Annotated in this window: 12 protein-coding genes and 1 pseudogene; 4 read left to right on the plus strand and 9 right to left on the minus strand. The window is 72.7% G+C overall.

Going from position 1 to position 12,673, the window contains the following annotated elements; all coding sequences use genetic code 11:
- Window positions 1-68 precede the first annotated feature (68 nt).
- The 3 genes from LO772_RS01230 to LO772_RS01240 all read right to left on the minus strand — a co-directional run bounded on the left by LO772_RS01230 (window position 69) and on the right by LO772_RS01240 (window position 2,769).
- Window positions 69-593 carry a hypothetical protein gene (locus LO772_RS01230; RefSeq protein WP_231776419.1) on the minus strand — a complete coding sequence of 175 codons (525 nt, stop codon included), beginning with the start codon at window positions 591-593 and terminating at the stop codon, window positions 69-71.
- A 130-nt stretch (window positions 594-723) separates the two neighbouring features.
- Window positions 724-2,025, minus strand: coding sequence for a hypothetical protein (locus LO772_RS01235; RefSeq protein WP_231776420.1), 1,302 nt, complete (start codon window positions 2,023-2,025; stop codon window positions 724-726).
- A gap of 108 nt (window positions 2,026-2,133) precedes the next feature.
- Entirely contained in the window at window positions 2,134-2,769 is a 636-nt protein-coding gene (locus tag LO772_RS01240; protein WP_231776421.1) for a hypothetical protein, read from the minus strand.
- 647 nt (window positions 2,770-3,416) lie between these two features.
- Here LO772_RS01240 and LO772_RS01245 point away from each other — a divergent pair.
- On the plus strand, window positions 3,417-4,031 hold the full coding sequence (locus tag LO772_RS01245) for a DinB family protein (RefSeq protein WP_231776422.1): 615 nt from the start codon (window positions 3,417-3,419) through the stop codon (window positions 4,029-4,031).
- Here the strand turns inward: LO772_RS01245 and LO772_RS01250 are convergent.
- Window positions 4,007-4,801 (minus strand): SDR family NAD(P)-dependent oxidoreductase, encoded by a 795-nt coding sequence (locus tag LO772_RS01250; protein ID WP_231776423.1) that lies wholly within the window; start codon window positions 4,799-4,801, stop codon window positions 4,007-4,009. The two genes, LO772_RS01245 and LO772_RS01250, sit on opposite strands and share 25 nt — an antisense overlap.
- A 250-nt stretch (window positions 4,802-5,051) precedes the next feature.
- Between LO772_RS01250 and LO772_RS01255 the strand changes: the two are divergent.
- Both LO772_RS01255 and LO772_RS01260 read left to right on the plus strand, forming a co-directional pair.
- Window positions 5,052-5,246: pseudogene (locus tag LO772_RS01255) on the plus strand (alpha/beta hydrolase-fold protein); the annotation flags it as partial.
- A gap of 64 nt (window positions 5,247-5,310) precedes the next feature.
- The gene (locus tag LO772_RS01260; protein WP_231779847.1) at window positions 5,311-5,535 is read left to right on the plus strand and encodes a hypothetical protein; all 225 of its coding nucleotides are present in this window, start codon (window positions 5,311-5,313) and stop codon (window positions 5,533-5,535) included.
- A gap of 133 nt (window positions 5,536-5,668) precedes the next feature.
- Here the strand turns inward: LO772_RS01260 and LO772_RS01265 are convergent, their stop codons facing one another.
- On the minus strand, window positions 5,669-6,436 hold the full coding sequence (locus LO772_RS01265; protein WP_231776424.1) for an SDR family NAD(P)-dependent oxidoreductase: 768 nt from the start codon (window positions 6,434-6,436) through the stop codon (window positions 5,669-5,671).
- A 68-nt stretch (window positions 6,437-6,504) separates the two neighbouring features.
- On the opposite strand from LO772_RS01265, the gene LO772_RS01270 reads away from it, so the two are divergent.
- Window positions 6,505-7,122 carry a TetR/AcrR family transcriptional regulator gene (locus tag LO772_RS01270; RefSeq protein WP_231776425.1) on the plus strand — a complete coding sequence of 206 codons (618 nt, stop codon included), beginning with the start codon at window positions 6,505-6,507 and terminating at the stop codon, window positions 7,120-7,122.
- 317 nt (window positions 7,123-7,439) lie between these two features.
- Here the strand turns inward: LO772_RS01270 and LO772_RS01275 are convergent, their stop codons facing one another.
- The 4 genes from LO772_RS01275 to LO772_RS01290 all read right to left on the minus strand — a co-directional run bounded on the left by LO772_RS01275 (window position 7,440) and on the right by LO772_RS01290 (window position 12,576).
- On the minus strand, window positions 7,440-8,705 hold the full coding sequence (locus tag LO772_RS01275) for a vWA domain-containing protein (RefSeq protein WP_231776426.1): 1,266 nt from the start codon (window positions 8,703-8,705) through the stop codon (window positions 7,440-7,442).
- Window positions 8,702-9,868: an AAA family ATPase gene (locus tag LO772_RS01280; protein ID WP_231779402.1), complete on the minus strand. Its 1,167-nt coding sequence runs from the start codon at window positions 9,866-9,868 to the stop codon at window positions 8,702-8,704. The genes LO772_RS01275 and LO772_RS01280 overlap by 4 nt, the downstream gene beginning before the upstream one ends.
- Window positions 9,869-10,132: 264 nt before the next feature.
- Complete coding sequence (locus tag LO772_RS01285; RefSeq protein ID WP_231776427.1) at window positions 10,133-11,584, minus strand: hypothetical protein; 1,452 nt, start codon at window positions 11,582-11,584, stop codon at window positions 10,133-10,135.
- Between the two features lie 113 nt (window positions 11,585-11,697).
- Window positions 11,698-12,576 carry an RNA polymerase sigma-70 factor gene (locus LO772_RS01290; RefSeq protein WP_231779403.1) on the minus strand — a complete coding sequence of 293 codons (879 nt, stop codon included), beginning with the start codon at window positions 12,574-12,576 and terminating at the stop codon, window positions 11,698-11,700.
- Between the last annotated feature and the right edge of the window lie 97 nt (window positions 12,577-12,673).

The following is a 12,673-nucleotide window of genomic DNA, read 5'->3' on the forward strand; positions in this document are numbered from 1 at the left end:
ACGACGAGCGGCTCGCACGGCCTCACGGCCTGCCACGAAAGTCCCGCCCGCATCCGGACGTCGCGAGTCTACTGCCCGCGAGGGACCGCGTTCGTCACGGTACGACGGCGCCTTCGTACGCGCGGCAGCGGGGACACCAGCCAGCAGAGGAGCAGGGCCGCGAGGACGACCAGACCCCACGGAACAGTCCGGGTGCCGGTGATGAACACCCGTGTTCCGTCGGCGAGTTCACCCTGCACATGGTAGGTGCCGTATGTCGGTGCGCCGAGTGTCGCGGGGATGTGGAACGTACACTCCTCGCCGGGGGCGAGGGTGCCGACGTCGAGGGTGGCGACCAGGGTCGTGGGCGGGTCGTCGCGACCGAGTGTCACGGCCACCGAACCGGTGGCGAGCGGCACGGCACCGGGGTTGCGGAGGGTCAGTTCGAGCGTGCGGTGGGCCGGGCCGCCGAACCACGCGGGCCAGTGGTCGCGCCACCCGCCCGGGTCGGTCAGGCGGGCGGACACGACCTCCGGGGCGCCGGGCATGGCGGCGACGACGGCCGGTGCGGTGGGGAGTCCCGGGAGGCCGGTCGGTGCGAACGGTCGCGTCACGCGCGCGGCCGTCGTGAGGTCGGTCGCCTGCACGACACACGGGCACTGCTTAGCGGTTCCACCACCACACGGTCATACGGAGGGCCCTGACTGTCTCCTCCCGACCGCCCGCCGCCCGTACGGGCGTTCCTCACCGGCGGAGTTCGAGGCCCCTTCCCTGGATGCGTGTCGGGAGCGCAATCGGCGGGGGAGGGTCCGGACACTTGACGCACACCTCGGTCGGAGCGCGGAACGCGACCATGCGCGAGGTGATGCCCGGGATCCGCCACGCGCGAGGGGTGGGCACGAACATCGAAGGGTCCTTGGCGGTAAAGGAGTTCATCACCTCGGTGTCCCACTCCTGGCTCGTGGGCGCGGTCCTGCGGTGGGAAGTGGTCCACATCATGTCCGCGTACTCACTGTCCAGCGTCGGGTCGCCTCGGACGAGGCGTCGCATATCGGCCACGAAGCGATCACGCCCCGGACGATTCCGGCGCATGACCTTGCCGAGGCGGCGACTGCGTTGGGCGACCGCGTGCGTGTGAGCGGCGAGCAGAACCGACGTGCGCAGTGCCAGCACGGCCCGCGGGTTGGCCCACCGTCTCGGGATGCGGGGCTTCACCCAGGTTGCCTCCCGGCCGGCGACCGGTCCGTCCGGACCGATATGGTCGACGGTCTTCAGCGGCCCCGAGGTGAACGTCTCCCATATGCGCATCACGTAACTGCTCAGGAACGTACGGGACCACTCGTCGGGGAGGTAGTCGATTTGGCCCCGCCATGCATCGGGCCCGGCGTGGACAAGGTGTCCCTTGATGCGGTCCGGGCGAGGGTGTCGAGCGGGCACCGAGGCCACCCCGAGGTGGCTGAAAGTGTCCCAGCCGAACACGAGGTGGAACACTTCGCCGATGCTGCCGCGCAGACCGTTGTCGACGAGGACCACCCGGGCGCCGGGGCTGTCGACCGGGAGTCCGCGCTCGCGCAGGTAGGCACGGGCGTGGCCGACGGCCCCCGCCGCCGTCTCAGCGGAGAAGCTGCCCTTGTAGCCGCGGAAGGCCTTTTCGTCCAGGGGAAGTTCCCCACCGGCGGCGTCCTTCCAGAGCGGCTCCAAAGCCTTCCGGGACACCCGGATCTCGGTGCAGTAGCGGTCGAACAACTCGGGGTCGAGGCCGCGGACCGCCGCCGCCAGCACATGCCCGTCCCTGGCCACGAAGGCAATGCGGACCGAACGGTCCCGAGCGACTTCCCGGCGCAGATCCCTGAGGATGCCGGCCGCCAGCCACGTGTTGAACGGGGCGAATCTCCGCAGTGTCAGCAGGAAGGCGCGGTGCACGGTCAGGGTGTCCTGCAACCCGAGCCCGAACTGCTCGCAGATGTCCCACACATCGGGCGACGACACTTCGATCGGAGTCGCCGGAAAATCGCGTAACGCGTAGGGAAGTTCGTCGTCTTCCAACCTGAGAATCCGTCCCGTTGCCCGCCCGACGCCGACTCCGGCCGCACAGTATCAGAACCTTCGCCACACCGGCGGCTCCGTCGGGCCTCGACGATCCCGGCGAACCGGTCACCACGGTGGGAAAGCCAGGAGCATGATGGTGGCGCCGGTCGCCAGGAGGAGGGTGGCGGCGAGGACTTCCGGGCCGGGAATGGTGGGGGGCTTGGCTCGGGTGTGCTCGGGGGCGGTGTCGAGGGGTTCCGTCGCCGCGCGGTCGTTCCAGGGGGTCGTGGGTTCGTCGACGATGTCGACGGGCCACAGGGTGTCGGGGCGGTAGCGGACGACGATGGTGGCGCCGACGCGGTAGTCCGGGAGGTCCACGAGGTTGACGGTGTGGGTGACGTCGACGCGGAAGGCCGGGGCGTCGTCGGGGGCGACCGTCAGGTCCATCCGGACCGGAATGTCGACTCCCTCGGAGCCGGTCGCCCGGCGGCTCTCGATGCGGGCGAGAGCCAGGCGCGGCGCGGGTGGGGGCGACGCGGCGTCCCGGCGCCGCGACCGGATGACGAGCAGCGCCCAGACCACGGCGAACGGCACCAGGCCGGCAACGGCCGGCTCCCACGCGGGCTCCGCGAGCGCCAAGGCCAGCCCCGCGAGCAGGGCACCGACACTGCCGACCCCGAACACCAGGCGAACGAAGAACCCCGCCGCCGAGGCGGCCTTGCGGCCCAGGGGAACCGGCGTCTCGTCCTCGACCGCCACCATGGCACTCCTTTCCACCACACCCGGGCACCCGCACTCGGATCCGCCTCGTGACGTGCACCGATCGCCGTGCAGTTCCTGGACACGGCGCCCATGGCACCCCGGATCGGCCCCGGCGAACCCCGGTGACGCTAGCGCGCAGCGCTGCTCCGCCGCGCCGGGGAAGTTCCTCGATCGTTCGGTGGTGGCGGTTCGCGGTGTACGGCGTCGGTGAGTTCGCGGGGGTTCGCGGGGCCGCACGTCGTCCTTGATCCCCCGTTCACGCTCCGCGGCGGGGCACTCGCGGTCACCTGTGACGCCCCGCGACGCCGGCGCACCCCACCCGCCCACCGCGCCCGGGAAGTTCCTCGACGGTCCGCCGCGAGGGTCGCCCGAGGTGCTTCGCGAGCTGCGGCGTCGCGAACCTGGACCCGCCAACACAGCCCCACCCCCCGCGCGACCACAGCGAGGGGTCGCCCGAGGTGCTTCGCGAGCTGCGGCGTCGCGAACGTGAGCCCGCCAACACAGCCCCACCTCCCGCGCGACCACGGCCCGACACCACCCCGCACCCCCAGAGCCCCCGCTCGCCCACCACGCCAGGGAGGTTCCTCGGCCACCCCCGGAGGCGGCTTCCGAGGGAGTTTCGTCGGGTGCGTGGCAGACTGCCCGGCATGGGTGATGCGAAGGAGAAGGCCGATCTGAGCCGATATCTTCAGGCGGCGCGTGACGCGCTGCTGTGGAAGTTGGAGGGGCTCGGCGAGTACGACGTGCGCCGGCCGCTGACGCCGACCGGGACGAATCTGCTGGGGCTGGTCAAGCACGCGTCCGGGGCGGAGATCGGGTATTTCGGCGAGTGTTTCGGACGGCCGTTTCCCGAGGAGGTCCCGTGGGCGGAGGCCGACGCCGAGATCAACTCCGACATGTGGGCCACGCCGGAGGAGTCCCGCGAGGAGATCGTCGGCCTGTACCGCCGCGTGTGGCGGCACACGGACGCGACGGTCGCCGAACTGCCCTTGGACGCGCCCGCGCAGGTCTCGTGGTGGCCGCCCGAGCGCCGTGACGTGACGTTGCATCAGCTCCTGGTGCACGTGATCGCCGATCTGCAACGCCACGCCGGTCACGCCGACATCCTCCGCGAACTCGTCGACGGCACCGTGGGGATGCGCCTGGGCAACGACAACATGCCCTCGCACGACGCCGCGTACTGGGAGGCCCACCGGAACCGCCTCGAAGACGCCGCGCGGCGGGCGGGGGGCGGGGATCAGGGCACGATCGCGTCGACGTAGCCGCCGTCGACGCGTACCGCCGCGCCCGTGGTCGCCGAGGCCTGTACCGAGCTGAGGTACACGACCATGTTGGCGATCTCCTCGGGCTCGATGAGGCGTTCGAGGAGCGACTGCGGCCGGTGGCGCCGCATGAACTCGCGTTGGGCTTCGTCCCACGGGAGTTCGCGGTCGACGAGCTGGTAGACGAAGTCCTCGACGCCGCCGGTGTGCGTGGGCCCGGCGATCACCGCGTTCACGGTGACACCCGTGCCCGAGGCCGCCTTGGCGAAGCCGCGCGACACCGCGAGCAGCGCGGTCTTGGACATGCCGTAGTGGATCATCTCGGCCGGGATCACGACCGCCGAGTCGCTGGCGATGTACTGGATCCGCCCCCAACCGCGCTCGGTCATCCCGGGCAGGTACGCACGGGTCAGCCGGACCGCGGTCAGGACGTTGACCTCGAAGTAGCGCCGCCACTCGTCGTCGGTGATGGCCAACGGGTCCTCGGCGCCGAAGATGCCGAGGTTGTTGACGAGGATGTCGACGTCGGGGAGCCGTCCGAGCACGTCCGCGGTACCCGCGTCGGTCGCGATGTCGGCGGCGATTCCCAGGACTTCGGCCGTCGCGCCGGCGGCCCGCACGCGCTCGACCGCCGCGTCGACCCTGCCGGCGTCGCGCCCGTTGACGGCGACGCGCGCGCCCGAGGCGGCGAGCCCGGCGGCGATCGCCAACCCGATTCCCTGGCTGGAGCCGGTGACCAGCGCGGTCTTGCCGGTGAGGTCGAGACGCATGGGGGGTTCCTTTCCCAAGGCGGTACGAGGCGGTTCCTCGGCCGGAGCGTGTCCTCCCGCCGCCCGCACACCCACCAGCATCGTGGGCGACGCCGGGCGCGGCCGGTCGCACACGCCGTCGCCGCGGTGCCGGACGCGTCCGCCGCCGCGTCAGCCCGCGGATGTGTGCCCCGCGCTGGAACGCCGTTCCGTCGTACGCGTTGCCGAGCCGCACGACATCGCCGATACGGGTGTGCGGCACCAGCGCGCGATGCCGAATGGCGGGCCGCGCGGCTGGTGCGCGAACCGGCTGAACCAGAACAGCGCCGCGGGCGCCCAGCGGTGGGAGAACTTCCACACCGACCAGGTCATCCCGTTCATCGACGCGAACCCCCGCAACGCCGCCGACAAGCAGCACCGGGCCATCGCCGGGATCTCCATGGGCGGCTTCGGCGCCGTCCGGTACGCGGAGCGCCACCCCGACCTGTTCGCGCAGGTGGCCTCGTTGTCCGGCGACCTGGATGTCGCGCATGTCGATGGACCTGCGCCTGACCGCCGAATGGTGGCTGCCCGGCGCGGCCGACCACTTCAAGGCGGCGCTGGACGCCGCCGGTGTGCCCTCGTACTTCGTCAACTGCGGCGACGGCACGGGCACCGCGTGGGCCGACTGCCGCGGCGGTCACAACAATCTGTGCTGGAAGCAGGATCTCGTCGACTACATCCCGCGGGTCCGGCAGGCGTTCGGCATCGCCTGATCGCCGCCGAGGGGTCGCCGCACAGGCATCGCTGCCCCCGGATCGCCGGTCTCGTCGCACACGCCGGCCGGGCACATGGTCCGGCCGGCGTGCCGGAGACGGCGCGGTGGGGTCGGCTCGCGAGAACGCCGCGTCAGGCGGCGCGTGGGCCGAGGAACAATCCTCCGCTGGCGTCGATGACCTGACCGGTGATCCACCGCGCGGCGTCCGACGCGAGGAAGGCGACCACGTCGGCGATGTCGTCCGCCGTGCCGAGGCGGTTCAGCGCGGTCGAGCCGGCGATGAGGTCGGTCAGGCCGGGTGCCTCGAAGAAGGCTCCGTTGACCGGGGTCCGGGTCGCGCCGGGCGCGACGGCGTTCACGGTGATCCCTCGCACGCCGAGTTCGTTGGCAAGTGTCCTGCTCATCGTCTCGACCGCGCCCTTCGTCATCGCGAAGGACGTCTGGGACGGGTTCGCCATCCGCGTCGCCACCGACGAGACCGTGACGATGCGGCCACCGTCGCGGAGCAGGGGCAGCGCCCGCTGGATGATGAAGTACGGCGCGCGCACGTTGACGGCGAAGAGGTTGTCGAACTCCTCGCGGGTCGTGGCCCCCATCGGGCCCGCGGGTGCCGCCGCCGCGTTGTTGACGAGGACGTCCAGGCGCCGCCCCGCGAGTCCGGCCTCCACCCCGGCGACGAGGGTGTCCGCATCGTCGTCGGTGCCCAGCTCCGCCCGGACGGCGAAGGCCGTACCGCCGGCCCGTTCGATCTCGCGGACCGTCGTCGTCGCGCCGGCTTCGTCCGTACCGAAGTGGACGGCGACGGCCGCCCCTTGGGACGCCAGCCGCAGCGCGATCGCCTGACCGATGCCGCGCGATGCCCCGGTCACCAGGGCCGTCCTGCCGGTGAGGTCGTGCATGGCCACCCTCCTGTTATGTGAGCCACTACCCATCTGGTAGTCACTACCATGTTGATAAGGTCTACCACATGGCCGAGCAGCCTTCCACCCTGCGGACCAAACGACGAGCCGAGACCCAGCGCGCCATTCAGGCGCACGCGGTACGGCTGTTCACCGAGCGCGGCTACGACGCCACCGCCGTGACCGACGTCGCCGAGGCGGCCGGGGTGTCGCCGATGACCGTGTACCGGCACTTCCCCACCAAGGAAGACCTCGTCCTCGCGGACCAGAACGGCATACTCGTCGCCGAACGGATCGCCGCGTCGTCCCCCGAGCGGCCGTTGGTCCGGCGTATCGGCGGAGCACTCGTCGAGGGCGCGGCGGCGCTCACCACCGGTGGCCCCGGAGGCGACCCCACGGCCAACAAGCGCTTTCTGCTCGCCCGACTCCAACTCATGGTCACGACACCGGCCTTGCGCGCCAGACACCTCGACAACCACTACGCGTTGCAGCAGGCGATCGTGGACGCGCTCGTGGACGAACCGGCCGACCCCGAAAGGACGTTCCGCATCCAGGCGGCAGCGGGCGCGTGCCTGGCCGCGATGCACACCGCACTCGTACGCTGGGCGGAGGACGACGGCCGAGCCGAGCTACCGGAGTTGATCAACCAGGCCCTCACCGCCGCATTCGGCACCGAGAACGCCTGACGCATCAACCGACGCCGACACGGACGCACCACGGCGATCGACTACCGCTGAGCGGGTGCGGCGGGTTTTCCGGGAAGAAGTTGCCGATGCTCGGGCCCGGTGCGCGAAGCACCAGCCCGCTGCGGTCGTCGTGCGCGCGAGGCGGGTCACGCAAGAAGCGCTGCGGAGCGGGCAGCCCGCACCGGAGTGCCAGGCCCTCGCCGATCACGGAAGCCACCACCTCGGCGACGCGAACGGCAAGAGCGGAATCGGGCCTCCACGGCGGCGGTTGCGGGCCGGATCTCCGCGGCGGCGACCGCGTGGCGGCGTAGGCCCGGCTACGGCCCGATCTCCACCACGCGTGCCCAGGTGGGGGGCAGTTCGGGCTGGTAGTCGGGGTTGCTCTCGTTGTGGGGTGAGATGGGGCGGGGGAACAGGCCGATGACGGTTCGGCAGGAGGGACGCGAGCTGGGCCAAGGGGTCTGGCCGTCGGTGAGGGCGACGATGACGTCGGGGCGCGGGCGGGAGCGGAGGGCCTGGGTGAAGCCCTCGCGGAGGTCGGTGCCTCCGCCGCCGACGAGGGGGATGCCCTCGGCGTGGCACAGCGGGCGCACGGTGCCGGCGGCGGCGTCGCACGACAGGACCGAGACCAGGTCGCGGCGCCCGCCCACGGCGCGGGAGATCGCGGCGACCTCCAGCAGGGCGCTGCCCAGTTCGGTGTCGCTGACCGAGCCGGACGTGTCGATGACCACCGACACGCGCGGAGGCCGGCGGCGCAGGCTGGGCAGGACGATGCCGGGCAGCCCGGACGAGCGCCGCGAGGGGCGGCCGTACGAGTAGTCCTCCCCGGCACCCGAGCCCGACACCGCGGAACGCAGCGCGGCGCCCAGCAACTCCCGCCACGGCTGCGGCGGGTGGAACGCCTCCTCCGCCCAGCGCCGCCACCCCTCGGGGGTGTCCCCGGGCCTGGCCCTGATGCCCTCCGCGACCCGGAATCGGACGGCGTCGCGCTCCTGTTCGCTCAGCCCGTGTGCCCCGTTCGGGCCCAACTCGTAGTCCCGGGCCAGGCCGTCGGCGCCGCTGCCGCAGTCGTGCCACGCGAGGTGCTGCGTGTGCGTGCCGAGGCGGAACTGGCGGAGGTAGTCCTCCATCAACTCCCCCGCTCCCATCCCCAGTTCGACGGGATGGACGATGTCGCGGGGCCGGGCCAGGCCGTTGCCGAAGATGTCGTCGTTGATCTCGCAGTCCGCGGCGATGTTCATGCGCAACCGCTCGGCGGGGCCGGTGAGTTCGTGCTGGCGCGCGTAGCGGTCGCTGCGTCCGTGGTGGTCGCGGAGCAGGTGCGACACCTCGTGCACCCATACCCCGGCGAGTTCCTCGAGCGGCGTCCGGTCGACGAACACCGGCGAGACGTAGCACCGCCAGTGGCGGTCCACCCCCATCGTCGGGACGTCGCGCGACTCGACGACGTGCAGCGCGAACAGCGCGGTCGCCAGGTACGGCCGGGCGCGGACGGCCTGGAGCCGGGCGGCGAAGAGCTTTTCGCGGTCCAGGTCGACGTGGGTCTCGGGCGCGGCCCGCGCGGGGCGGCTCCCGGCCGTCATCGCCGCGTCCCGGCGGCCGTGCGGGCCGCCGCCTGGTCGGCGCGCCGCGAGAGGGTCACCACACCCGACAACGCCTCGATCGACGCGGGGACGTCCCACTCTTCGCGGCGCAGCGACGCGAGGGTGGTGGCGGGGACGACGACCAGGTCCGGCGCCCCGGTCTCGACCGCCCGGACGAGGAGTGCCCACGCGGCGTCCCAGCGGGCCTTCTCGGGGCGTTTGCGCACGGCGTCCACGACGCCGTCGAGTACGGCCTGCCGGAGGTCCCCGCGTTCGGGGAGTTCGGCGCCGGCCGGGTCGGCGAGCAGGGTCTCGGGGTCGGGCAGGTCCATCCGGTCGATGCTCGCGAGGAGTTCGAGCCCGGGGCCGTCGCCGACGGTGCCGCGCACCAGCATGGACAGCACGTCACGGGACGAACCCGCCGCCGTGGCGAAGGCGATGAGGTTCAGCGTCATGTCCCAGCTGCGCGGCGAGGGCCACGGCCCGCCCCGGTTCGCCTCGTTGGACGGGAGGCGGTGGACGAGTCCGGGGCGCGCCTCCAGCAGCGTGCACACCGCACGGCGGGCGAAGGCGACCGCGTCCGGGACCTTTCCGGGGTCGAGGCGCGGGAGTTCGGCGCGGGGCCAGGTTCCGCCGAGGCCTCGGACGACGACATCGTGGTCGTGCAGCCATGGGAGGTGGACGAAGCGGTTCGCCAGCGGCGGGCTGAGTTCCCAGCCGTCCGCGGCCGAGGAGCGCGGGTTCGCGGCGGCCACGATCCGGACGCCGGGCGGGAGTTGCAGTGCCCCGACGCGGCGCTCCAGGACGAGGCGCAGGAGTGCGGCCTGCACGGCCGGTGGTGCGGTGGACAGTTCGTCCAGGAACAGCAGCCCCCGGCCGGCGCGCACCAGGCGAACGGCCCAGTCCGGTGGGGCCATCGGTACGCCCTGGTGGGCGGGGTCGTCGCCGACGACGGGCAGGCCGGAGAAGTCGGACGGCTCGTGCACGCTGGCGATCACGGTCGTCAGCGGGAGGTCGAGGGACGCGGCGAGTTGGGTCAGGGCCGCGGTCTTCCCGATCCCCGGTTCCCCCCACAGGAGTACGGGCAGGTCGGCGGCCACCGCGAGGGTCAGTGCCTCCAGTTGCATGTCGGGGCGCGGTTCCGTGGTCGTGTCCCGGAGCATGGTCAACAGGTCGGCGGCGACGTCGAGTTGGGTCACGGTGGCGGGAACGCCCGGGAATGCGGACGGGATTTCGGACGGGATTTCGGACGGGATTTCGGACGGGATTTCGGACAGACGTTCGTCCGTCAGGTCCGCGCCCGGATCGGCGGGCAGGTCGTGAGCGGCGGTCGGGGCGTGCGGAGCGTACGTGGGCATGTGTGGTCACCTCAGGGGTTCGTGGCGCGCCGAATGGCCGCGCGGCGGGTGGAGGGGAGGGTCCGCGGGTCAGTGCGGGGCGGCGTGGGCCCGGCGCCAGGCGCGGAGCCCGGACCGGCTCGGTTCGGTCGGGGCGCGGAAGGCCACGCCGTCGGCGAGGCCCGCGCGGTACAGCCCGTAGGTGATCCGCTGCCGCGCCGCGGCGTCCAGCGCGTCCCGCAACGGGCCGCCGCGCAGCTTCGCTTCGGGGCCGAGCAGCTTCTCGACGACGGCCAGCGCGCCCGCGGTGTCGCCGTGGGCCAGGCGTTCGCGGACGCCTTCCAGGCAGTCGGGGCGCCGGTGTGCGCGGTCGATGGCCTGGAGGCAGGGCAGCGGGGTGCCGGTCAGCGCGGCGAGCAGTTCCTCGCGGCGCAGCTCGTCGGGGTCGTGGTCGAGGGCGGCCAGGACGCCGTCGACCAGGCCGATCCGGTGCCATGCCCCCCGGCATTCGACAAGGCGCGCTCGCTCCGTGGGCGACGAAGTCACCTGCGACGACTCCGAGTTCGGGACGAGAGCCGCCGCGACGAGCGGATGCAGCCGGCCCGGTTCGATCGTTCCGGTCCGGAGCAGTTCGAGGTCGGGCGGCACCCAGGTCGCGGCGTCGGGAAGCAGGGGCAGGCCGGCCTGTCCCCGCTGGTTGTGCGGCGACGCGACGCGCAGCGTGGGCGGCGCGTCGTCGTCCACGACCCGTTCCAGGAGCAGCCGTTGCCCGGACGAGAGCCGCACGGTGACGGCCCCGGCGGACCGGCCTTCGGCACGCAGCAGAATCCGCGCCTCGTCGGCCCAGCGGTCGACGGCGCAACCGTGTCCGTCCGACAGTCCGGTCAGCAACTCCCGTGCGCAGTCCGCGAGTTCCAAAGGCTCGGCTTGGGGCGGCTCGGGGCCCGGCGGCGGGCGGCCCTCGTCGGACAGCCGGTCGGCGCCGGATCGCGTGCGCAATTCGTGGGCCCGGTCCGCGTCCCAGAGATGGCGGTGCAGGTCGAGCCGGAACCGCGCGTTGGGACGCGCGTGCGGATGCGCGAACGCGGGGGCCGACGCGTCGGATCCGTCCCACAGCGCGAGGCTGACGCGCTGCCCGGCGTCCGCCCACGTGGGGATGGTCCGGGCCACGAGGTGGACGGGGCGCGGGCGTTCGCGGCGCGACCCGCCGTCGGACGCCGTGGCGTACCGGGCGAGCGAGACGGTCAGCCCCGGGCGCAGCAGCCCGTCGGGGGCGATTCTGGGCATGTGCCAGCGCAGCAAATCCGGTGCGAGACACCGGAGATCGGCGCGCACCTCGGCCGCGAGAGCACGGCCGTGGGTACGCCCGACGGCGCGGAGGTTGAGGTCGACGTCGAAACCCGCGGCGGCACAGGCACCGGCCCAGTCCCCGACGAGACGCCGGGCGGTCGCGGATTCGATCATGGCGGGCGGCACGGCGTATTCACGCACGCGCGGCCAGAAGGAGAAACGGGAGTCCTCGTACGCGTCCTGAGTGAGCATCAGCACTCACCTTGCGCGAACGGGTCCCCCAATCTCACGAAAGATCGAGTGGTCATCGAGCCTGATCCTAGCGCGCAACGCCCAAGCGCTCAACGGCTCAACGGCTCAACGGCTCAACGGCTCAACAACGTCTCCTCCCCCACCCGTGACAGCTTCTCCGGATTGCGCACCACATACAGCCCCGTGATCAGCCCGCCGTCGATCCGCAGCGCCACCACGCTGTCGAGTTCTCCGTCGACCCGCACCATCAGCCCGGGGCGGCCGTTGATCTGGACCGGTTCGACCGACGCCCGCGCGGCGAGCCGTGTCAGGCCGGTGCCCAGCAGTCGGGTGACCTTGTCGGCGCCCACGATCGGCCGCGGCACGGCCTGCTTGACCCCGCCGCCGTCGCCCACCAACACCACGTCGGGTGCGAGGACTTCCACCAGATGCCGCACCTCCCCGGTCTCGATCGCGCGCTGGAACGCCCGGAGCGCGGTGCGCGTCTCGGCGGCCGACACGGTGTCGCGCGGGCGGCGCGCGGCGACGTGGCCGCGCGCCCGGTGGGCGATCTGCCGGGCCGCGGCGGGGGTCCTGTCGACGGCCTGCGCGATCTCCGCGTACGACAGGTCGAAGACCTCGCGCAGCACGAACACCGCGCGCTCGATCGGCGCCAGCGTCTCCAACACCAGCAGCATCGCCATCGACACGCTGTCGGCCAACTCGATGTCCTCGGCGACGTCGGGCGCGGTGAGCAGCGGCTCGGGCAGCCAGGAGCCGACGTACGACTCCTTGCGGCGGCCGAGCGCGCGCAGCCGGTCGAGCGACTGCCGCGTGACGATCCGCACCAAGTAGGCGCGTTGGTCGCGCACTCCGCCGAGGTTCACCCCGACCCAGCGCAGCCACGTCTCCTGGAGGACGTCCTCGGCGTCGGCCGCCGAGCCGAGCATTTCGTACGCGACCGTGAACAGCAGGTTGCGGTGGGCGACGAACGCCTCGGTCGCGGCGTCCATGCGGTCGCCGCGCTCGGGCGGCGCGTCCGTACCGCCCGGGGACCGCCCGCCCACCGACCCTCCGCCGGGTTCCCCGCGCCCGGCCCGGACGACGGAG

The organism is Yinghuangia sp. ASG 101 (assembly GCF_021165735.1).
GTDB lineage: Bacteria > Actinomycetota > Actinomycetes > Streptomycetales > Streptomycetaceae > Yinghuangia.